Origin of the sequence: Nostoc sp. C110 (assembly GCF_043099725.1) — a bacterium.
Taxonomy (GTDB): domain Bacteria; phylum Cyanobacteriota; class Cyanobacteriia; order Cyanobacteriales; family Nostocaceae; genus Nostoc; species Nostoc muscorum_A.
Window position 1 is genome coordinate 2,075,924 of the sequence record NZ_CP171148.1, and the last position, 20,679, is coordinate 2,096,602.

Sequence of the window (20,679 nt, forward strand, 5' to 3'; positions counted from 1 at the left end):
AGTCAGAATGGGCTAAACCTTAGCTATCCGCTAACAGTATGAATTCGAGCCTGACTGACGGATAAATATGTGGGTTTAATTCCCCCACTAATCGATTCTGAATTCTGGATTCTGAATTCTGCATTCTTCTTTAAATAAAACCTTATGTTTAAGATATTTAAGGGCTTTTACAAAGCTAAGAAGACCCGCACAGTACCGTTGCTGGAAATCTTGACAATGGCGGCAGAGACTTTGTGGAGTAACAAATTACGCACAGGTCTAACGATGTTGGGCGTGATTATTGGGATTTCCTCAGTCATTGCCATTACTTCTGTCGGTCAGGGAGTGCAAAAGGGCGTAGAGCAACAGATACAAGCATTGGGTACAGATGTGATCCAAATCTTAGCGGGTGCTGCAAGAAGCGGGAATGTCCGTCAAGGAGTCGGTTCTAGCAGCACCTTGACCTGGGAAGATGCAAAAGCGATCGCTACACAAGCACCATCAGCACAGATGGTTTCTGCTTATCTCCAACGGACTGCTCAAGTTGTGTATGCAGGACAGAACACTTCAACAACCATTTATGGCACAGATTTAAACTATCCAGAAGTCAGAAATACTCACCCCCAGCAAGGGAGATATTTTACTCAAGAAGAACTAGATACTGTCGCACAGGTAGCTATTCTTGGCCCTACAGTTCAAAGCACGCTCTTTGGACAGGGTGTAAATCCTATTGGCGAGAAAATTCGCATTCAGGGAGAGGCTTATCAAGTAATTGGGGTGATGGAACCTAAAGGCTCTCAGGGGCCGATGGATCGAGATGACCAGGTTTTCATTCCTCTAACTAGTATGTCGAAGAGACTAGTAGGGAACAATGCTTTGGTAGGCGTTTCTGTAAATGGAATTTTAGTCAAAGGCGCTAATCAGGAGGAGTTAGAAGCTGCTCAGTTTCAAGTTACCAATCTCTTACGTCTGCGTCACAATATTTATCCGCCACAAGCTGATGATTTTCGGCTGACTAATCAAGCTGATATTGTTAGTACTTTTACTAGTGTTGTAGGCTTATTTACAGTAATGGTAGTAGCGATCGCTGGCATTTCGTTAGTGGTTGGTGGAATTGGTATTGCCAACATTATGCTAGTTTCCGTAGTTGAGCGGACGCGAGAAATCGGGATTCGCAAAGCTGTAGGAGCAACCAATTCGGCAATCCTGAATCAATTTTTAGCTGAAGCGATCGTAATTTCTATTGTCGGCGGAGGTATTGGGATGGCCACTGGGATTTTATTAGCCTTTATAGCTTCAAGCATTTTCAAATTTCCCTTTATTATTTCTTTCTTGTCGATTATCGCTGGATTTGTACTCTCATTGAGTGTCGGCTTAGTCGCTGGGGTAATTCCAGCACGAAACGCATCTAAATTAGATCCAATTAATGCTTTAAGAAGCGACTAAGCGTAAGAGTGCTGAGTGCTGAGTGCTGAGTAGTAAGTAAGTGCCCAGTTGGAAGTTATTTAGTTGTTAATTTTCAAATTTGAGAGGTCAGTAAAATGAGTAAAGTTGAGCGATTTGAAGATTTGATTGCTTGGCAAAAAGCAAGAATCCTTACTAGAGATATTTATCAGGTTACTCAGCAGGGCGCATTTGCTAAAGACTTTGGATTATCGGGACAAATACAAAGGGCAGCAGTGTCTATCATGTCTAACATTGCGGAGGGTTTTGAAAGAAGTTATTTAGGATAATTTCATCAGTTTCTTTCGATAGCCAAGTCATCTTGTGCAGAATTGCGTTCTCAACTTTATGTAGCTCTAGATGTTGGCTACCTCGATCAAGTCAAATTCAGCCAACTTTTAAATCAAGGAGAAGAAGTAGGCAAAATTATTGGTGGTCTTCGTATCTCAGTTAGTAAACAAAAACATCAAAAAAACTCAGCCTCCACCACTAAAGAAAAGTGTTGAGTGATGAGTGCTGAGTGCTGAGTAAAAAACCAGTTTTTTCAAGTTTTTGAGCAATCAACACTGTCCTAACCTATGTGACCACGGCTATAAATGAACTCTCATTACTCAGCACTCAGCACTCACTACTCAGCACTCATCTTATGCCAACAATGATTTGGATGGAATCTATTACTAAAACTTACCACTTGGGAGAAGTTAGTGTTCCAATACTCAAGGGAATTCAACTCTCTATTGAGGAAGGGGAATATGTCTCGATTATGGGTGCGTCAGGTTCGGGCAAATCCACGCTGATGAATATTTTGGGATGTCTGGATCGTCCTACAACTGGAGACTATATTTTTGAAGGGAGAAACCTGACGACTTTTGATGATGATGAATTAGCCTATATCCGCAACCAAAGGATAGGTTTTGTTTTCCAACAATTTAACCTCTTGGCGAGGGCAACAGCACTGGAAAACGTTATGTTACCAATGGTTTACGCTAACTTACCCAAGCCAAAACGCCGTGAAAGGGCATTAGAAGCCCTGGAAAAGGTAGGATTACATGGACGCATAGCTAACCGTCCTAGTCAACTATCTGGGGGACAACAACAACGAGTAGCGATCGCTCGTGCTTTAGTCAACCGACCTGCATTAGTTTTGGCAGATGAGCCAACAGGAGCTTTAGATACTGAAACTTCTCATGAGGTGATGAATTTGCTGACAGAACTTAATGACCAAGGAATCACAATTGTAATTGTCACTCATGAACCAGATATCGCTGCTCAAACCAAAAGGATTATTCGAGTTCAGGATGGCTTGATTGTTGGCTAATTTGTTAATATCAACTCTTAGAGGATGTTTGAAAAGTCCTCTTCTCGGTAAAAAAACGTTTAGATCCCCCTAAATCCACGCCACATGCTCCACTTGGGGAGACCCCAAGACCGCAGTGGCTCCCCTTAAAAAGGGGGACTTTGACTCCAGTTCCCCCCTTTTTAAGGGGGGTTAGGGGGGATCAATGAGTGCCTAAAACCACAGCCAATTACTTTTCAAACAACCTCTTAGAGGAGGAATTTCAAATTTAAATTTCTATAGGTCAATCAGGATAAAAAATTTTGATTGTGTCCTCAAAAAACCTAATTAATGACTACATCTAGATTATGAATTTTAGCTTATTATTTGTGCATTCTACCTGGGTTTGTGTTGCGTTTGCGATTCTTTTTCCAGCTTTAGCAAGTGCAGTAACTCCCCCAAAACCGCAGAATAACTCAAGCTCTGTGCAGGTTCCTGATTACCTCAACCCTAATCCCAATCCTCTGCAATTTCCTACTAAACCCCAGGAAGTAAAGATTCAGGGAACTGTGCCAATCACTTTGGCACAAGCTTTGGAATTAGCACGACGCAACAATCGAGATTTACAAGTAGCCATATTACAGCTAGAACGCAGTCGTTCAGCCCTACGCGAATCTCAAGCTGCCTTATTTCCTACTTTGGGAATCAACAGTAATTTGACTAATAGTGGTAATGGTTTTACTAATAATTCATCTCAATCCAGCACCTCTTTTAATGGTTCAGCACAACTAAATTACAACCTCTATACCTCTGGTAATCGACAAGCGGCAATCCAAGCAGCTGAAGAACAACTACGTGTAGATGAATTGAATGTTGAAAGCCAGTCTTTGATAATTAGATTGAATGCCACGACTCAATACTACGATTTGCAACAAGCAGATGAACAAGTAAGAATTAACCGAGCTGCTGTGGAGAATGCCCAAGCTAGTTTGCGGGATACTCAAGCCAGAGAACAGGCGGGAGTGGGTACGCGGTTCGATGTGCTGCAAGCTCAGGTGAATTTAGCAAACGCCCAACAACAACTAACTAATGCTATTTCGCAGCAGCAAATTGCCCGTCGTCAGCTTGCCACTACCTTAAGTTTGTCGCAGTCAGTTAATATCAGTACCGCAGATCCTGTACAGTTAGCGGGTCTTTGGCCGCAGACCGTAGAACAAAGTATTGTCCAAGCGTTTCAAAATCGTCCAGAATTGCAACAGCAATTAGCACAACGAAATATTAGTGAGCAACAGCGACGGCAAGCACTTTCACAGTTAGGGCCGCAAATTAGTTTGGTAGGCAACTACAACCTGCTAGATCGCTACGATGATGGTGTCAGCATTACTGATGGCTATTCGGTGGGGCTTCAAGGAAATCTCACTTTGTTTGATGGAGGAGCAGCAAGAGCAAGGGCGGCTCAGTCGAGAACAAATATTGCGATCGCAGAGAGTCAATTTGCCACCCAGCGTGACCAAATTCGCTTTGATGTAGAACAATTCTATTCTCAATTGCAATCTAATTTAAATAATGTGCAGACTTCTAGTGTGGCTTTAAATCAAGCCAGAGAAGCTCTAAATTTAGCAAGGCTGAGGTTCCAAGCTGGTGTGGGCACTCAAACAGAGGTGATCTCTGCTGAAAATGACCTGACAAGAGCAGAAGGTAATCGAGTCACAGCTATTTTGGATTACAATCGCGCTCTAGCTAATTTGCAAAGATCAGTTACTTCTAGAGGATCGCGCTAAGATCAGCCCCTTTGGGGCTTCTATTTGGGGATAGGTTTATATCATCACCGCTATTAAGTACAACTTCATAGAGAATTGGTATTAGCCACGGACAGAATGCCGGAGTTTCCATTAAGGAAATGCATTCTACCTGTTATGCTTTCTTACCTGCTACTGGTTCAGCTATATTTTCCATATCGACCAGATTCCATTTTAAACCTTTACTCCTATATATACGTTTCTGCAAATTTGGATAGTCACCGATATCATGGTCTAGCCTTTGACCAACTACTATACATTTGAATATAGAATTGCCCGTGTTTGTCAGCTTATGCGGCTTACCACCAGCGCGATATCCAATAAAATCTCCTGCTTTAACTGGATAAATGCTTTCTCCAATTGTTGCCTCAGCTTCTCCCTCAAGAACGTATACGCACTCTTCTTCGTGATAGTGCATGTGAAGCTCCGTTGATTCACATCCAGGCTCTACTTCAATGATGTGGAAACCGATATTTTTTAAACCTGTCAAATCTCCTAAAGACTTATTCAGTCTGCGAGCATTGGAGTTGAGAAAATGTGTTTTTTCTAGTCCTTCATAAGACTCAATCTCTTCTTTGGTGACTAAATACTTTTCCATTTCTTGATACCAAGGTGCTAAGAAAATTTGATGGTGAACAAGCAAAGGGCCTAATGATGAATTAAGACGGAAGTTAAAATAGGTTCAAGGGTTCCATCTCAGCAGAAGGGATGGCTACGGCGGTAAACTACGCTTCTATTTGTGGATGGGATTATATCATCACCTCCTATTAAGTGCAAGTTAATAAAGAATTGGTATCAGTCGTAATCTAGCTAAAGCTGAGAACGCCTATGGCGTAGTAATTACTGCTACTGGGCAATGGGCTTTACTTAATATTGCATCCACTCTGTGACCAAAGAAAACGCGACCCGTAACCATTCGGATACTACTCCCTAAAATAATTAGGTCAACTTCTTTGGTTTGGGCAAACTTGAGGATTTCCCTTTCTGGGCTGGTTCCTTGAAGAATATATGTTTTGACATCAGCACCTAGATTGCGGCCAATTGCTGCTTGCTGTTCAAGCAGATCGTGAGCAATTTCCTTCACTGGAGTTAGCGATCGCTGTTCGTATAGAATATATTCAACTTGTGGCAAATTAATCACGTTCACGATCATCACTAATGCTCCCGTTTGAGCAGCGATCGTACTTGCCATCTCTACAGCATTTTTACTATATTCTGTCCCCACAGTTGGCACCAGAATCTTTGTCAGCTTTTGTTGAGCGATTTTGCATATCTCGCCTTTAGCTTGGGGTAGGTGCGATTTGACCACCATCGTTGCACATGGCGCTTCTTGTACTACCCGATCTACAAGCAAATTGAACAATGTTTTCTGAGGACGTATCTGTTCAGAAGCTCCCAATACAATCAAGTCATAGTTTTTGTTCGCTTCATTCAAAATTACCTCCGCTTTACTACGCCCAGACTCCATTTTTGTTTGCAGGGTCGTATTATCAGGTAGCTGCATTTCCTCAGCAACAGAAGCCAGAGCTTCCTCGGCGGCGGTATCTTTAACCTGGGTTGCTGCCCGGCGGCCTTTCTTTTGGGGCTGCTTGTCACTCAGGGCATATAGAGATGTGACTTCTATCGAGTTTTGGTGAGCCATGTAGCCCACTAGTTGCGCTGCGAGTTGGATGTTGGGGCCACCGCTAGTAGGTATTAAGACACGGTGGATTTGCTTGATAAAGCTGCGGCTATCCTGCTCTTCTTGTTCCAACCGTTGAGCTTCCTCCTCACTCATAACCACTTTTGATAAAGTCCAGCGCAGAAGGGGTGGAGCCATTAGGGAAGTGACGATCGCCACCATAACAATAATTGAGTACATCTGGGGATTCAGCACTCCCAAAGATAAACCAATCGTGGCAACGACAATTTCCATTGCCCCGCGAGCATTCATCCCGGAACCCATCGCCAAACCTTCCCAATGACTCAAGCCACCGACGCGAGAACCAAGGTAAGCACCTGTAAATTTGCCAACACAGGCGACAGCAAGAACAATCAAGCCAAATAACAACGTCTGGGGGACTAACAGAGCTAGCAAATTAACTTTCAAGCCAGCTGAAGCAAAGAAAATTGGTGCTAGAAAGCTTGCTGTGAAGACTTCTAGCATGTGTCCAGCTTCATTGCTAAAGCGGCGGGATTGACCTGCCAGAATCCCCAGCACGAAAGCACCTAATGCTGCTTCCAGACCTAATGCGTGGGTAAGTGCTGCTGCCGAGAGCGAAAGAATCAGCACAGCCGATATACTAGCTGAAATTCCACCAACGTAGTCATCAACCCACCGCAAAATCTGATCTACGATGGTACGCCCAATTGTGAAAGCGATCGCTAAAAACAATATAGCTGCACTCACAGAATGGAAAATTGTCCCAAGGTCAAACTTGCCGCTACTAGCTAGACCGGAAACCACAGAAAGTAAAATCCAGCCGATGGTGTCGTCAGTCATCCCAGCAGCTAAGGTTACTTGACCAATGTCACGGCGAATCAGGTTTAAGTCCATCAGCACCTTGGCAATCACTGGTACTGCCGAAATACTCATTGCTGTAGCGATAAATAGACTGAATACTAGTCGCTTTTCTGGGTTGGCTAAAAAACTATCTGGCAATAGCCAACCTAATCCAAAGCCGGTGATAAACGGGACAATAATTCCGCCCAGTGAAATCAAAAGAGCCGTTTTACCCTTACGAAGAATCAGCTTGAGATCCGTCTCCAACCCAGTTACAATCAGCAAAAATAACACACCTAACCAAGAAATCACCGAAAGTAAATTAGACTGTTCTTGACTTTTGGGAAAGATATGCGCCTGTAAGTCTGGAAGGAGCAAACCAAATAGAGAGGGGCCAAGCAGCACACCCGCCAATAATTCCCCAACAACAGGCGGTAGATTAATCCGGCGCATTAACTCACCTAATCCCCGCGCTACGAGCAGCAATAGTGAAATTTGTACTAGCACCAACAGCAGTTCATGATGACCGAGAGGTTTAATTACACCGTCACCTACTACTTTCTGTACGGCGAGTACAGGCACTAACATTAGGGGCAGGTTTTGCATATAAGCGTCCAAAGGGTTGGATTACAAATTTTTAAACGGGCTGTTTAAGTAAATCCTGAAAATGTTTATTTTCACATCGGCCTAGAAGCTTAAACTGTGATTGTCATTATTAACCGCAAGATTATCATGCGCGATCGCACTAAATTGTCAGTTCAGCAGCAAAGCTCATCAATTTATTTTTGAGCGCGAACAAACAACTTTGTAGTATCTTCCCAAATACCTTGCTCGGTTGCTAGTTTCTCAATTTCTGCTTTGTACTCAACTTGCAACTGATTTAATTGTTCTTGTGATAATTTTGACAACAGGGGATTACCTTTAAAATTTATATTAATTACTATCTCAGATAATCTGTTATCCCTAAGAGGGCGATAACGTCCTGATGGTTCAATTTTAATTTCGATATCTCTAAAACCTGCCTGATTAAGCAAATTCCGACACTTTTCTGGAGTTCCCAGAGGTTCAAGGATATGTGGTAGCGATACACCCAAAACTCTAGCGCAAATCCTCTGCTGAAGAGAGGCCATAAAAGCAGTTTCGGGAGGACAGGTGAATGCCACAAAGCCTCCGGGTTTCAAGAAGCGATACCACTTTTGCAAAATAGCAAGTATATCAGGAAAAAGTACAATTGCCTCACAGCAAAAGACAACATCAAAACTACTATCAGTAAAGTTGAAATGTTCTGCATCCGCCTCAACCAACTCGATATTTTGTAATTTTGCTGCTGCAATCTTAAGTCTTGCTTGATGCAACATTTCAGGAGTCATATCAATCCCAATCACGTAGCCTTCTAAACCAACTTTTTCAGCTGCGGCTATCGCAACTAAACCTGTTCCAGTCGCCACATCAAGAACTTTTTGCCCCGAATTTAGTGGAACAAATTCAAGTAGAAGCTTGGCTTCTAGAGGATGGCGAGTACCTTTCTCATGGTCATAAGTCGTTCTACTACCATAAAATTCTTTTAGTTGCTGCTTATAATTATCCAGATCAGTCATAAAAAAATGTCAAAATTTTTCCACTTTATAGTATCTCTTGTTGTAATACTGAGTTACTCGCTGCTGAACCCAACCTTGACAGCACAAGCCGCCAATGGTGCGAGCGCAGTTTACGAACAACGGATAATCCACAGTCCAGATGGTATTGGCAAATATTACATGGGGCGCGAAATCGCCAAAGTTATGGGATACACTGGCGCTGGCTGGCTAGAACGTCCCAGCCGAGAGGGAGAGGAACAGCCAAGTAAGATAGTCAGCCTTCTCAACTTGAAACCTAACGATGTAGTGGCTGATATTGGCGCTGGTACAGGTTACTTAAGCTTTCGCATCGCACCGTTATTAACAGCAGGTAAGGTGTTAGCTGTAGATGTTCAGCCAGAAATGTTAGAAATAATTGAGTTGTTCAAAAAAGAGAAAAATATCATCAATGTTGAGCCTGTTTTAGCAACCCTTGATAACCCAAACTTACCATCTGAAAGTATCGATTTGGCATTGATGGTAGATGCTTATCATGAACTTGAGTATCCTCAAGAAGTGATGCAAGGAGTTGTGAAAGCACTAAAACCAGGTGGTCGGGTAGTCCTGGTTGAGTACCGGGGTGAAAATCCCTTTATTATGATTAAAGGTCTGCACAAAATGACTCAAAAGCAAGTCCGCAAAGAAATGCAAGCCGTTGGTCTGGTTTGGCGTGAAACTAAAAACTTGTTACCTCAACAGCATTTAATGGTATTTGAGAAACCCAACACTAATTCGTAATTTGTAATGGGCTACGCCCCGCTACGCTAACGTAATTCGTAATTAAGGTTTCAAGCGATAATAAAGTAAGACTCCTTGCCAGAGCAGAAAATCATGGTCAACTTATCACTCAAGCAACGAATTCCTCCTTTAGAAAATGGCGATCGCCTCACTCGCTACGAATTTGAACGACGCTATCAGGCAATGTCCCGTCATCAAAAGGCAGAATTAATTGAAGGAGTTGTATATTTGGCATCCCCATTACGCTTTGAAAGTCATGCTGAACCACATGGTCATCTAATCGGCTGGTTGTGGACTTACCAAATTGCCACTCCTGGGGTGAGATTGGGAATTGAGCCAACAGTCCGCTTAGATCGAGACAATGAACCCCAACCAGATGGAGTGTTATTAATCACACCAGCAGCTAAAGGACAATCTCGTTTGAGCGATGATGACTACATAGAAGGTGCGCCAGAACTAGTAATAGAGATAGCAGCTAGCAGTGTTGCTATTGACTTACATGACAAGAAAAAAGTCTATGGTCGTAATGGGATAAAAGAATATATTGTTTGGCAAATATTTGAAAATCAATTAGATTGGTTTAGCCTGCAACAAGGAGAATATGTATCCTTAGAAGCGGACGCAGATGGAATTATTAAAAGCAAAATATTTCCTGGTTTGTGGTTGTCAATGTCGAATTTACTTGCTGGCAATATGCAGCAAGTATTGGCTGTGTTGCAGTTGGGATTAAATTCACCAGAACATCAAATATTTGTGCAGCAATAGTAGGGAAGGGGAATAAAATTCTATGACTATAGCGCTATTTTGCCATCAGTCTATTTTTTGAGGAATGAGAATAGCACTTTTAGTTACACTATCCCAAACAATCCAGTTAAAAGAATTATCTAAATCATCGGGGCTGTTTGAAACTTTAAAATATAGCTTTTCTTCACGTTTTCTTTCAATGGCAAAGTCAGCATTTTGAGCATAAGAGACTATAAAACCTTTGTCTCGTAAACAATACATCGCCCAGGCTTTCAATGATTGCTTGTATGGTTCGTGTGGAATTGGCGGTTTTGTGATTGTGTCTTCAATTACTTTAAATATTTGGATGAGTTTCGCGGTCATGGTAGATACTTTTGTTTTTACCCCTAAGTTAACTAGCTTCTGGATCGCAACGAATTTCAATCATAAAGCCATCTGGATCGTAAAAATACACACCTCTACCAGTAGGACGAGTGACTGGGCCATGTGCGATCGCTATTTTATTTTCTCCGATCACTGTCACTGCGCGATCGAATAACTGCGGATCGATGTCAAAAGCCAAATGGTAGGCTCTGGTGAATGTCTTCTCTGGATTGGGATCTGGTGGTGATAATTCTGGTTCCCCAAATAAATCCAGTATTGTCCCATCCGGGGTAATAAAGTTCGCTACTTTCCCTGATGCGACAAGTTCCGTCAGAGTTGCGGGTACTTCGTCGCCTGTAAGTTCGTGTAAACCCAAGATTGTGCCATAAAAGTAACGGGAAGCTTGCATATCCTGGACATTGAGGGCAATGTGATGCACTTTACGCAAATTTCCTGGCGCAAGGACACTGTTCACAGATTGGGTGCTAGATAGCATAGTAGAAGAAAATCTCCTTACTAGGATAGAAGCTGAACTTTTTACTTAAAGTTTACTATTCCTAATAAAAATCTATCATGCCATTTGATTATTCTTTAGACTTTAAAAATATCGATTTTCGCCAACATCCTGAACTATATCGCGTTGGCAAGGGTGAACAGGGCGTACTTTTGGTAGAACCATACAAATCAGAAATTCTTCCCTACTGGCGGTTCAAAACTCCTGAGATTGCTAGAGAATCAAGTGAAAAAATCTATGAAATGTTTCTTGATTATCTAAAACAAGATGATTTTATCGGCGCAGATATGGCACGAAAGTTTATCCAAATGGGTTATACTCGCTCTCGCCTTTATGCTAATCATAAAACAGGCAGAAAATATAAACAAAATTCGGAAACTTCAGGTTATAAAAAAGAGATTCTTCCTTACGAAGAAGACCCTGTTAAAGCCGAGTCAGCAGTCATTTTTAAAGCCAAGTGGATACAAGCAAAGACAAATGAGAAATATCAAGAGCTTTTAGCCAAGCATAAACAGATGTATGAAAGCACCTCACCTTTGTAAATCAATATACCTGGTCATTACAAATCGCGGTTCATCTTGCATATAAACGAAGTCCGCCTGTACATTATTGCTTTTCCTCTAACCTTGAGAACGCTCACAAAGCTAAAGAGGGAAGGGGAACTTGACTTGGAGAATCGAGCGTGTCTTTAGACCTGAGAGTGTCAATCTGATTACTACCTTGTTCTATGAGCAGCTATACAAACCTCAACAAAGCCTTACCGCAGGGTAGTCTCAGGAAAATGAGGGGTTTGCAACCCACGCAGGTGGGTAAAACCTAGTGTAGCTACGGTTTCTAACTGCCCTTTTAAATGCTAAAATACTTAATGTAAGGTAATGTGTTACATAAGTTTTACTAGATGTATCTACATACTGTAAGCTTGGTATTCTGGAAAAACAGTGCTTAATTCGACTGTCAACACTATTGAGCAAAAGTTGTAATAATATTTAACATGTGTCTAGGTTGTGTAATTTAGATTAACTATTGCAGAGAAATTCTCTCAGAGTTAGTAAAATGACAAATACAACGACGCAACTATTTTATGGATTAGTTACTCTAGAACTGTAGACTATGTTTTCAGTCCTGAGTTATTTCCGTATTTTGCCTCTGAGGCATACCAATCAAGACCACACCAAATCCTTCATTAAGAGCTCCCACAAATCATAATGCCTGTGATTGAGAAGAAAAGAACTCGCGATCTGCCCCAAATTAACGAACGAATTCGCTTCCCGAAAATTCGGGTCATTGATACTGACGGTGCCCAATTGGGAATTATGCCCCCACAGGAAGCACTACAACTAGCAGAAGAGAAAGAGTTAGATTTGGTGCTTATAAGTGACAAAGCTGACCCGCCAGTTTGTCGGATTATGGACTACGGGAAATATAAGTTTGAGCAGGAGAAAAAGGCGCGGGAAGCCCGGAAAAAGCAGCACACGGCTGATGTCAAAGAAGTTAAGATGCGTTACAAAATAGAAGAACACGACTACAACGTGCGTGTTAAGCAAGCAGAGCGCTTTTTGAAAGATGGCGATAAAGTCAAAGCGACTGTGATGTTCCGGGGTCGAGAAATTCAACACAGCGACCTAGCAGAAGATTTGCTCAAGCGAATGGCAACGGATTTGGAGCCTTTTGGTGAGCTTCAACAAGCGCCTAAAAAAGAAGGGCGAAACATGATGATGCTTATCTCGCCCAAAAAATAATCCTCTAACTGTTTAATAGACCAAGTTTGAAAACCCCTGACTTCTAAGCAGGGGTTTTTTCGTTTGGATGCAAGATACGCCCAAAGCTTTGAGGTCGTTTAAATTTATCTCAAATCGATAGTCTTGAAGGCTGAGTGGGAAACATAATACTCAGTTGCTCAGGACTTTTGCTATTTCCAGGGGAATTGGGAATTGGGAATTGGGCATTGGGCATTGGGCATGAAGAAGAGACAAGGACTTGTCCCCTTGTCCCCTTGTCCCCCTGTCTCCCCTGCCTCCCCTGCTCCCCTGCCCCCCTCTGCCCCGATTGCGCGGTGATACTACCAGAAAATAAAACTGCATGGAACTGAAAAATCACTGGTTTGCTGTAAATAAAGTTGTTTTACCACGACTACTACAGTGGGTGAATCTCCGGCCAGAGGAGAGTGAACGAACTCAACTAATGTTTATTTTTTACACAACTGTATGTGTAGGATTGCGGTGGGCAGAAGACAGTACGGTGGCGCTGTTTTTGGATGAATATGGGACTCATCTATTGCCGTGGATGTATATTGCCAGTGCCGTTATGAGCGCAGCACTGGTTTTTTTATACTCTTGGCTGCAAAGGATTTTTCCGTTACGCCAGGTGATTGTAGCGATCGCACCTTGCATGTTGATGCCATTACTTCTACTAGTTTTATTACGTTGGGGATCTCATGTTTCTTACCTGGTAGTTATTTCGGCCTTTCTACTGCGGCTATGGGTAGATGCCCTTTATGTAGTCAACGATCTCAACACCTCCATCGTCGCTAACCAAATATTTAACATTCGAGAGATTAAGCGGACTTACCCACTGGTGAGTAGTGGACTTTTGGTAGCAGATGTGATTAGTGGCTTTAGTTTGCCTTGGCTAGTGCAATACACCTCGCTGAATAAGATCATCTTCATCGCCTGTTTAGTGATTTTATTAGGATCGGGGATTTTATTGTATTTAACTAATCACTATCGAGCAGCTTTTCCTGAAACCCCACAAAGACTAATTCCTGAAGAACAAGCTTCACGAGAGCGTTTCATTAAAAGTCCGTTGAAGCGCTATGTTTGGCAATTATTTGCTTTTGTTGGTCTATTGCAAGTCATTGGGTTATTAATAGATTTTCAATATCTGCGCGAACTCAAATCCAATATGAGCGACCGAGAACTCGCCAGTTTCTTGGGTCTTTTTGGTGGGATGTTGGGATTGTGTGAGTTGTTATTGCAGTGGTTTATTTCCAGCCGACTTATTGAACGGATGGGCGTGTTTTTCACAGCGACACTTTTACCAATCACCGTAGGCTTTTCACTACCAGGAGTGCTGGTATTTTTCCATTTAATTCCAGCCATACAATCACAAAGCTTTTTCTGGGGCCTGATAATTGTCAAATTTTGCGATGAACTTCTGCGCTATACCTTTGTCATGAGTAGCGGCCCCATCCTGTACCAACCGATTCCCGAGTCAATTCGCAGCCGGATGCAGACTTTATCTGGAGGAACCGCCGAAGCGATCGCTACAGGTTTGACAGGAGTACTAATTTTTGCAACTCTATTGTTCTGTAACCGCTTTGTACCCGTATCCCTGCAAAAGTGGGTGTTGGTGGCAGAAACAATGCTGATAGCTAGCACCTGTTTAAAAGTAGTTTGGGAATTGCGATCGCGTTACGTTGAACTGTTAGTCTTGAGTGTGGCACGGGGTCAGTTGAGTGCAACCAATGTCGGCTTACGATTCTTCAAGCAAGGTGTAGTCAAAGCCTTGGGAGAAAAAGGCAGCGAGGCTGATAAACGCTCTTGTATTGAACTTTTAGCCCAAATTGACTCTCAAGGAGCTGCGGAAGTTTTAGCACCCCTGTTAGTTAAGTTAACCCCAGATTTGCAGCGTCAAAGTTTGGAAGTGATGCTGATAGCAGGTGCAAATCCCGCTTATCTATCCGCCATTCGTCCTTTGTTAGAACAACCCCAAGAAACTAACCCCGAAGTTTTCGCCCTAGCGCTACGTTACGTTTGGCTAGCTGAACCAAATCCCAATTTAAGCATCCTAGAAGAATATCTCAACCCCCGCCAAAACTCACTCATCCGCGCTACCGCCGCCGCTTTAGTCTTACGTCAGGGAACACCCATGCAAAAGGTAGCAGCTACCCAAACTATGCGGCGGATGTTGACTCATAAGAAAGAACGGGAACGGGTGAATGGAGTCAGAGCGCTTAGAGAGGCAGTTTATTTACAAGCGTTACGGATTCACATCCCGAATTTATTACAAGATGAGTCGTTACGGGTGCGCTGTGCCGTATTGGAAATGATTGCAGCAACCCATTTAGAGGAATACTATTCGGCGCTGATTGCAGCACTTTATTACAAATCAACCCGTACTACAGCAATGTCATCCCTAGTGCGACTAGAAAATGAAGCCATAGAGATGCTGTTGCGGTTAGCTACCAATATTTACAAACCAGAAGTAGTGCGGATGTACGCTTGGCGTACCATTGCTCAAATTGGCACTCAGGAAGCATTAGAGACTTTATGGGAAAACTTGGAGGCATCCTGGGGTATAACTAGGGATCATATTCTTCGTAGTTTACTAAAAATACATAAACAACCAGGAATTAGAGGTTTAGTAGATCGGTTTTATGAAAGTCGGGTAGAAAATTTAATTGAGCAGGAATTAAAGTTTTTAGGCGAGATTTATGGCGCATATATAGACTTGAAAATATTAGATGAAAAAGAAAATCATCAATCAAGCCAGAGGATTGTGATTGTTTCTGAGTTACTGCAACGCGCCCTTTTAGAATTGGAATTGGATGTCAAAGAGCGGCTGCTACTGTTGCTCAGACTGCTTTACTCACCAGAAAAGATGCAGGCAGCAGCATTTAATCTGCGATCGCTCTCAGTGGTAAATTTAGCACGGGGTTTAGAAATCTTAGAGCATACCGTAACTTTGCCTTGCAAGTCTCTGTTGCTGAATATTTTAGATAACCGACCGCAGTCAGAAAAATTGCAATATCTTGTAGAAGCCAAGATCGTAGAATATGAGAATATGCTAGTTAGCGATCGCCTCCACAGATTGCTGATGTTAGGTAACTTCCTTTCGGATTGGTGTCTAGCTTGCTGCTTTCATTTTGCTCAAGTGACTCGTATCAGACTGACAAGTTCTGAGATTTTAGTAAGTTTGCGTCATCCAACAGGCTTTGTTAGAGAAGCTGCGATCGCATATCTAAATATGGTTTCACATCGTGTCCTCCTGCAAATCTTACCCCAGTTACAAAAAGATCCACATCCTTTGGTAGCCGCTCAAGTTAAAGAGTTGCTCGAAAAACACAACTTTAAAAATTCAAAAATCTCGACAATTAATGAATAGTAGGGGCGTACATCTGTACACCCTTACTACCAATGTATGTGTTTGTTAACCTGTAAAGTGAAGTAAAAATTCCAAGAATATCAGGAACAGCCATGTACGTACTAATAGGTGGAGCCGGCTTAGTGGGCTTAAGTTTGGCACAAAAACTCGTAGAGCTAGGACATACTGTTGCTGTAATTGACGTTGACCCTATCGCTTGTCGTTATGCCCGTGAACAAGTAGGAGCAATGGCTTTTGAAGGCAGTGCTGTGAGTACAGAAGTATTGTTAGAAGCTGGGATTCGCAAAGCAGGCTCCTTGGCAGCTGTCTTAAGAAGTGATGCTTTAAACTTGGCAATGGTAACTCTTGCTAAACACTATGGTGTCACCCATATTTTGAGTCGGATGCGCCACCCAGATTTTGCCGAACCACTGCGGATAGCTGGAGCTAACCATATTATCAGTACTGTTGAACTATCAGTTTCAACAATGGTAAATGCCATTGAGTATCCCCAAGTGGAATCAATGATGCATTTTGAGCAAGGACAGATTGAGGTTCTGAAACTTGCCATCCCAAACAATTGCTATGTTGCTGGGCGTAGTGTTGCCGAAATTGCTCAGGATGCCCGATTTCCTAGTGGTTCGCTAATTATTGGTTATCAATCCCATCCCCACGAAGATTTGATGATTCCTAACGGCAGTACAATACTGGAACCTCATTCAACAGTGTTGATTGTGACTAAACCAGGATCTTTACATCAAGTCATTGATTTTATTGAGCAAAGATGTTGAACGTAGTCTCTACAGAAACTCTTGATTAAGTGGGATTAGCTACCGTTGTATAAAAAATGGGTGTAAATAGTTTTGATGAAGCTTTATCCATATATTTTAGCGATCGCTGTTATTTTTCTGGCATCTTGTCAATCAACAAATATTCCACCCAAGTCACAACCCAATACAACTCAAGCAACCCCAGTTCAAAAAATAGTAACGCTAGATAAGAATTTTAAGATAGCAAGCGGTCAAACTGTTTATGTTCCTGTCTATTCACATATCTATCATCACAATAAGCAGGAGATTTTCGAGTTAGCGGTTACACTCAGTATTCGGAATACAGATTTGATCAATCCGATTGTTATTACTTCTGTGCGCTACTACAACTCAGAAGGGAAATTAATTAAACAGTATTTGGAGCGTCCTATTCAACTTGATGCCCTTGCTTCTACAGATTTTTTTATAAATAGAAATGATACCAGTGGAGGTTTAGGCGCAAACTTTATTGTCGAGTGGGTAGCTCAAACAGAAATATCCGAACCTATAGTGGAGGCAGTGATGATTGGTACTGACTTCCAACAAGGAATTTCTTTTATCAGTCCTGGTAGAGCGATTAAAAGTCAAAATAATAATAAGCGATCGCCTTCGTAATTCGTAATTCGTAATTAAGTTTTTCCTCGTTCCCATGCTCTGTATGAAAATGCATTCATTGAGTCTCTGACGTTAATAGATATCTGGTGAAAATGAATGTAGAGACGTAGCACTGCTACGTCTCTACAAGGATTCTGGATAACGCATATTTAATTTCTGGAGATGTCTAATGTTTAACAGGTGGCAGCAGATTTTAATCAATCAGCAAAAGCTCAGAGGTTCACTCGTAAAGCTCAGAGGTTCACTCACAAAGCTCAGAGGTTCATCGACAAAGCTCAAAGGTTCATTCACAAAGCTCAGACTATTCCCCATGCCCAATTCCCAATTCCCAATTCCCAATTCCCAATTCCCAACTCCCAATACCCAATATTCAATCATCATCTAACTTCAGCAATTGTTCATCAAGATTTTGTATCCGTCCGCGCACAATTTCTTCTGAGAGAATTCGCTTCCGCATCGCCTCATTAAGCGCTCCTTTTTCTGCCAGTAGTAAACGGCGGCGAATGGCATCAAGTTTACCACTGCTGTTACTTTTGCCATCCACATCATCAGGACGACGATTATATAGTTCCCGCAGTGTCTTTTCTGCACCGGCAATTCGCACTTGATAAGCTGAACGCATCTCTTCATAAACAGCTTTTGGTAATACACCTGATTTCAACAAACTATCTAATTCATCTTGTGCTGCCTTACCCGTCATCAACTGCGCTTGCAATTCTTCAACCTGTTGTTGAGTTTCTGAAAATTTAGATAATTGTAAGCGTTTTACCACCCAAGGCAAACTTAAACCCTGTCCAACTAATGACACCAGCACACTACCAAAAACTAAAGCGATGAGAACATCTCGCCCTGGTAGTGTTTCTGGCAAACTCAACGCCAGAGCCATCGAGAGCGAACCTTTGATATTACCTAAAAAGAGTAAATGTTGCCAGCGCAATGGAATTGGACGGTCAATCAAACGAATTCCTGCTAGCAACGGATAGACTGTAAGAACTCGCCCAACTTGATAAGCCAAAACTGCAAATATAATTGCAGGTAAAGTTCTCCAGAGGGTTCCCAGGTCTATTTCTACACCAATTAGTAGAAAAATAAAGGTGTTGACGGTAAAACTGGCATACTCCCAGAAACTCAACAAGGTGATGCGACTAGAAGCAGAAGTATTCTGAGAAAGCCCTAAATTCCCGAAAATTAATCCAGCGACAACTACAGCTACCGCACCCGATACACCAAGAAATTGCCCAACCTGAAACGTTCCTAATGCAACTGCAACTGTTAGTAATAAGCTGCTAAGGGCATCATCTAAACGGGCAAATACAGGTATGCTCAAGTAGCCCAAGACTAACCCTACTAGGCAGCCTCCTAAAGAGATAAATAGCAGTTGTTGGATTCCCTCTACAAATGTGAGTGAACCTGTGGAATATACTTGCAAAATTAGGTTGAATGAAACTAGAGCAGCTGCATCATTAAATAAAGTTTCTCCTTCAACGATGGTGGAAAGCCGCGAGGGTACTGGTATTTCCTTAAATACAGCAATCATGGAAACTGTATCAGTATTTGCCAGAATTACTCCGACAAATAACGCAGGTATCCAACTCAGCCCCAGCCCAAATTTTAATAAGGCGGCAATAATCCCACTGGAAATCACAGCCCCAGGGCCAGCTAGCAGGGCAATTGGTTTAAAGGTGCTGCGTAGACGGCTGACATCTGTATTAATGCCAGCTTCAAAGATGAGAATTGGTAAGAAAAGGTTCAAAACCAAGGTTGGATTTAAACCAATCGGACGAGATAATAGCTCAGTGATTGGCAAGCCTGCTAATACTAAACCCGTCACATAAGGGATTCGCAACCGTCGGGATAGCAAAGCTACTCCTGTAGCCAGGAGCAAGAGAATAATCGAAACTTTAACTAATTGAGTTACATCCACTATTACATTTTGGAAAGTTAGTTTGACTTGACTGATAGATTCTCTCTTCATTCATGCCAAATTAGCAACTTCACCCGGATTTCTCACGCATACTGTGGGGAGTGTGCGGGGTCAGATTTCTTCCCCATCCTCCCACACCTCCCACACTCCTTGATTTCTCACTTGTGAGAAATCAAGGTTCAGGGTGTAGGTTCCGAACTTCTAATTTCTTCCACTTGACCAACTTCAAAAATTAAAGTGAATGCTTGCCCCATCTCTCGCTTAATAAATTCTTCTAATAATTCTACTTGCCGAGGTGTAACAGGTTCCCTTGCCCGAACACTCAAACGGACTTCTGGGGGATTTGTTAACCAATTGGTATTACTGTTAACTAACTGCAATCGCCCAAAGGTGACAGTTCGATTCAATAATGCTTTTCGTAAGCTGGTTTCTAGTTGCGCTTGTCGTACAAGTCGGGCAAAGCTGACTCCCAAGGGAATTAGCAGGATAGCTGTCAAAGCCATAGTCCAAATTAGGGGTTGACGGGCCCGCGCCATTGAAGTGTAACCTGCTACCACAAATGTCACCATACAGGAGAGGGCAATACCTAGCAAGTTGGTGAGATAAAGTAGGGTTGCCCCGAAACTGAGTGACCAATTCCCTTGTGCCAAGCCTAAGCCAATCACACAGACGGGAGGCATGAGGGCAACAGCAATCGCAGTTCCCGCTAAACTACCAGAGATTTTTGTCTCAATTTTGGCGTAACCACTAATACCACCAGCCACTACCGCAATTCCCAAATCTAGCAATGTTGGTCTAGATCGGGCTAGCACTTCACTACCATAACTAGGCAACCCCACCAGCCAACCCAAAGTAGAGGCGATCGCCACCGCTAACAGCGTGCCCACTGCGACAGCAATTAGTCCCTTGCGAAACAAAGTAATATCTGCTTGCAAAGCACCAAAAGCTAACCCGCGAATCGGCAACATTAAAGGAGCAATAATCATCGCGCCGATAATCACGGCTGCACTGTTAGACAATAATCCTAAAGTAGCGATCGCACAGGAGCTAATAATCAAAATTATGTAAGCTGAGTCTAGAGTTGATTCAGCCAGCAACTCTGTTTGTAGCTGTTGGAGTTGCTCCGGTTGCGAACCCCGACGGCGGAAATTTTTAAACCGGTCTCGAATGTTATTACCCAAGACCTTCCTCCTGAATGCTCGGCTATCTCTAATTAAAGTTTCTCATTGAACCGGTGTCATCTGAAAATAGTCAGATGACGATAAATGTAAAACTATACCAGGAATTTACTTATG

At 42.4% G+C, this 20,679-nt stretch carries 18 protein-coding genes and 1 pseudogene; 11 read left to right on the forward strand and 8 right to left on the reverse strand.

The window, feature by feature from the left end; all coding sequences use genetic code 11:
• The first annotated feature begins 144 nt into the window (after positions 1 to 144).
• The 4 genes and pseudogenes from ACFFRD_RS14500 to ACFFRD_RS14515 all read left to right on the forward strand — a co-directional run bounded on the left by ACFFRD_RS14500 (position 145) and on the right by ACFFRD_RS14515 (position 4,479).
• Complete coding sequence (locus ACFFRD_RS14500; RefSeq protein WP_392482085.1) at positions 145 to 1,425, forward strand: ABC transporter permease; 1,281 nt, start codon at positions 145 to 147, stop codon at positions 1,423 to 1,425.
• Between the two features lie 95 nt (positions 1,426 to 1,520).
• A pseudogene (locus ACFFRD_RS14505) lies at positions 1,521 to 1,928 on the forward strand (four helix bundle protein).
• Between the two features lie 140 nt (positions 1,929 to 2,068).
• Positions 2,069 to 2,740 carry an ABC transporter ATP-binding protein gene (locus tag ACFFRD_RS14510; RefSeq protein ID WP_306297081.1) on the forward strand — a complete coding sequence of 224 codons (672 nt, stop codon included), beginning with the start codon at positions 2,069 to 2,071 and terminating at the stop codon, positions 2,738 to 2,740.
• Positions 2,741 to 3,066: 326 nt separating this feature from the next.
• Positions 3,067 to 4,479, forward strand: a complete 1,413-nt coding sequence (locus ACFFRD_RS14515) for a TolC family protein (RefSeq protein ID WP_392482086.1) — start codon at positions 3,067 to 3,069, stop codon at positions 4,477 to 4,479.
• A gap of 133 nt (positions 4,480 to 4,612) precedes the next feature.
• On the opposite strand, the gene ACFFRD_RS14520 is transcribed toward ACFFRD_RS14515, so the two are convergent.
• The 3 genes from ACFFRD_RS14520 to ACFFRD_RS14530 all read right to left on the reverse strand — a co-directional run bounded on the left by ACFFRD_RS14520 (position 4,613) and on the right by ACFFRD_RS14530 (position 8,577).
• Positions 4,613 to 5,140, reverse strand: a complete 528-nt coding sequence (locus ACFFRD_RS14520) for a cupin domain-containing protein (protein ID WP_392482087.1) — start codon at positions 5,138 to 5,140, stop codon at positions 4,613 to 4,615.
• A 183-nt stretch (positions 5,141 to 5,323) separates the two neighbouring features.
• Positions 5,324 to 7,585: a cation:proton antiporter gene (locus ACFFRD_RS14525; protein WP_392482088.1), complete on the reverse strand. Its 2,262-nt coding sequence runs from the start codon at positions 7,583 to 7,585 to the stop codon at positions 5,324 to 5,326.
• A gap of 173 nt (positions 7,586 to 7,758) precedes the next feature.
• A complete protein-coding gene (locus ACFFRD_RS14530) occupies positions 7,759 to 8,577 on the reverse strand; it encodes a class I SAM-dependent methyltransferase (RefSeq protein WP_392482089.1) in 819 nt (272 codons plus the stop codon).
• Between the two features lie 6 nt (positions 8,578 to 8,583).
• On the opposite strand from ACFFRD_RS14530, the gene ACFFRD_RS14535 reads away from it, so the two are divergent.
• Positions 8,584 to 9,333: a class I SAM-dependent methyltransferase gene (locus ACFFRD_RS14535; RefSeq protein WP_392482090.1), complete on the forward strand. Its 750-nt coding sequence runs from the start codon at positions 8,584 to 8,586 to the stop codon at positions 9,331 to 9,333.
• 93 nt (positions 9,334 to 9,426) lie between these two features.
• Positions 9,427 to 10,098: a Uma2 family endonuclease gene (locus tag ACFFRD_RS14540; protein WP_392482091.1), complete on the forward strand. Its 672-nt coding sequence runs from the start codon at positions 9,427 to 9,429 to the stop codon at positions 10,096 to 10,098.
• Between the two features lie 45 nt (positions 10,099 to 10,143).
• Here ACFFRD_RS14540 and ACFFRD_RS14545 read toward each other — a convergent pair whose 3' ends face one another.
• Together ACFFRD_RS14545 and ACFFRD_RS14550 are read right to left on the reverse strand one after the other, a co-directional pair.
• The gene (locus ACFFRD_RS14545; protein ID WP_392482092.1) at positions 10,144 to 10,440 is read right to left on the reverse strand and encodes a hypothetical protein; all 297 of its coding nucleotides are present in this window, start codon (positions 10,438 to 10,440) and stop codon (positions 10,144 to 10,146) included.
• A 28-nt stretch (positions 10,441 to 10,468) separates the two neighbouring features.
• Positions 10,469 to 10,936: a VOC family protein gene (locus ACFFRD_RS14550; RefSeq protein ID WP_392482093.1), complete on the reverse strand. Its 468-nt coding sequence runs from the start codon at positions 10,934 to 10,936 to the stop codon at positions 10,469 to 10,471.
• Positions 10,937 to 11,013: 77 nt separating this feature from the next.
• Here ACFFRD_RS14550 and ACFFRD_RS14555 point away from each other — a divergent pair, with 77 nt between their 5' ends.
• From ACFFRD_RS14555 to ACFFRD_RS14575, 5 genes are all read left to right on the forward strand, one after another.
• Positions 11,014 to 11,496 carry a DUF4385 domain-containing protein gene (locus tag ACFFRD_RS14555; RefSeq protein WP_392482094.1) on the forward strand — a complete coding sequence of 161 codons (483 nt, stop codon included), beginning with the start codon at positions 11,014 to 11,016 and terminating at the stop codon, positions 11,494 to 11,496.
• A 663-nt stretch (positions 11,497 to 12,159) separates the two neighbouring features.
• Positions 12,160 to 12,693, forward strand: coding sequence for a translation initiation factor IF-3 (gene infC / locus ACFFRD_RS14560; protein WP_012412604.1), 534 nt, complete (start codon positions 12,160 to 12,162; stop codon positions 12,691 to 12,693).
• Between the two features lie 340 nt (positions 12,694 to 13,033).
• On the forward strand, positions 13,034 to 16,057 hold the full coding sequence (locus ACFFRD_RS14565; protein WP_392482095.1) for an MFS transporter: 3,024 nt from the start codon (positions 13,034 to 13,036) through the stop codon (positions 16,055 to 16,057).
• 92 nt (positions 16,058 to 16,149) lie between these two features.
• Entirely contained in the window at positions 16,150 to 16,827 is a 678-nt protein-coding gene (locus tag ACFFRD_RS14570; RefSeq protein ID WP_012412607.1) for a TrkA family potassium uptake protein, read from the forward strand.
• A 75-nt stretch (positions 16,828 to 16,902) separates the two neighbouring features.
• Positions 16,903 to 17,460 (forward strand): DUF3124 domain-containing protein, encoded by a 558-nt coding sequence (locus tag ACFFRD_RS14575; protein ID WP_392482096.1) that lies wholly within the window; start codon positions 16,903 to 16,905, stop codon positions 17,458 to 17,460.
• A gap of 201 nt (positions 17,461 to 17,661) precedes the next feature.
• Here the strand turns inward: ACFFRD_RS14575 and ACFFRD_RS14580 are convergent, their stop codons facing one another.
• The 3 genes from ACFFRD_RS14580 to ACFFRD_RS14590 all read right to left on the reverse strand — a co-directional run bounded on the left by ACFFRD_RS14580 (position 17,662) and on the right by ACFFRD_RS14590 (position 20,565).
• Positions 17,662 to 17,841, reverse strand: a complete 180-nt coding sequence (locus tag ACFFRD_RS14580) for a hypothetical protein (protein WP_392482097.1) — start codon at positions 17,839 to 17,841, stop codon at positions 17,662 to 17,664.
• Complete coding sequence (locus ACFFRD_RS14585) at positions 17,831 to 19,384, reverse strand: cation:proton antiporter (protein WP_392483074.1); 1,554 nt, start codon at positions 19,382 to 19,384, stop codon at positions 17,831 to 17,833. The genes ACFFRD_RS14580 and ACFFRD_RS14585 overlap by 11 nt, the downstream gene beginning before the upstream one ends.
• Before the next feature lie 179 nt (positions 19,385 to 19,563).
• Positions 19,564 to 20,565 carry a DUF389 domain-containing protein gene (locus tag ACFFRD_RS14590; protein ID WP_392482098.1) on the reverse strand — a complete coding sequence of 334 codons (1,002 nt, stop codon included), beginning with the start codon at positions 20,563 to 20,565 and terminating at the stop codon, positions 19,564 to 19,566.
• Positions 20,566 to 20,679: the final 114 nt, after the last annotated feature.

Coding starts and splice junctions, on each gene's coding strand:
- ACFFRD_RS14500 (WP_392482085.1), top strand. CDS start 145: ATGTTTAAGATATTTAAGGGCTTTTACAAAGCTAAGAAGACCCGCACA.
- ACFFRD_RS14510 (WP_306297081.1), top strand. CDS start 2,069: ATGCCAACAATGATTTGGATGGAATCTATTACTAAAACTTACCACTTG.
- ACFFRD_RS14515 (WP_392482086.1), top strand. CDS start 3,067: ATGAATTTTAGCTTATTATTTGTGCATTCTACCTGGGTTTGTGTTGCG.
- ACFFRD_RS14525 (WP_392482088.1), bottom strand. CDS start 7,585: ATGCAAAACCTGCCCCTAATGTTAGTGCCTGTACTCGCCGTACAGAAA.
- ACFFRD_RS14530 (WP_392482089.1), bottom strand. CDS start 8,577: ATGACTGATCTGGATAATTATAAGCAGCAACTAAAAGAATTTTATGGT.
- ACFFRD_RS14535 (WP_392482090.1), top strand. CDS start 8,584: ATGTCAAAATTTTTCCACTTTATAGTATCTCTTGTTGTAATACTGAGT.
- ACFFRD_RS14540 (WP_392482091.1), top strand. CDS start 9,427: ATGGTCAACTTATCACTCAAGCAACGAATTCCTCCTTTAGAAAATGGC.
- ACFFRD_RS14545 (WP_392482092.1), bottom strand. CDS start 10,440: ATGACCGCGAAACTCATCCAAATATTTAAAGTAATTGAAGACACAATC.
- ACFFRD_RS14550 (WP_392482093.1), bottom strand. CDS start 10,936: ATGCTATCTAGCACCCAATCTGTGAACAGTGTCCTTGCGCCAGGAAAT.
- ACFFRD_RS14555 (WP_392482094.1), top strand. CDS start 11,014: ATGCCATTTGATTATTCTTTAGACTTTAAAAATATCGATTTTCGCCAA.
- infC (WP_012412604.1), top strand. CDS start 12,160: ATGCCTGTGATTGAGAAGAAAAGAACTCGCGATCTGCCCCAAATTAAC.
- ACFFRD_RS14565 (WP_392482095.1), top strand. CDS start 13,034: ATGGAACTGAAAAATCACTGGTTTGCTGTAAATAAAGTTGTTTTACCA.
- ACFFRD_RS14570 (WP_012412607.1), top strand. CDS start 16,150: ATGTACGTACTAATAGGTGGAGCCGGCTTAGTGGGCTTAAGTTTGGCA.
- ACFFRD_RS14575 (WP_392482096.1), top strand. CDS start 16,903: ATGAAGCTTTATCCATATATTTTAGCGATCGCTGTTATTTTTCTGGCA.
- ACFFRD_RS14580 (WP_392482097.1), bottom strand. CDS start 17,841: ATGATGATTGAATATTGGGTATTGGGAGTTGGGAATTGGGAATTGGGA.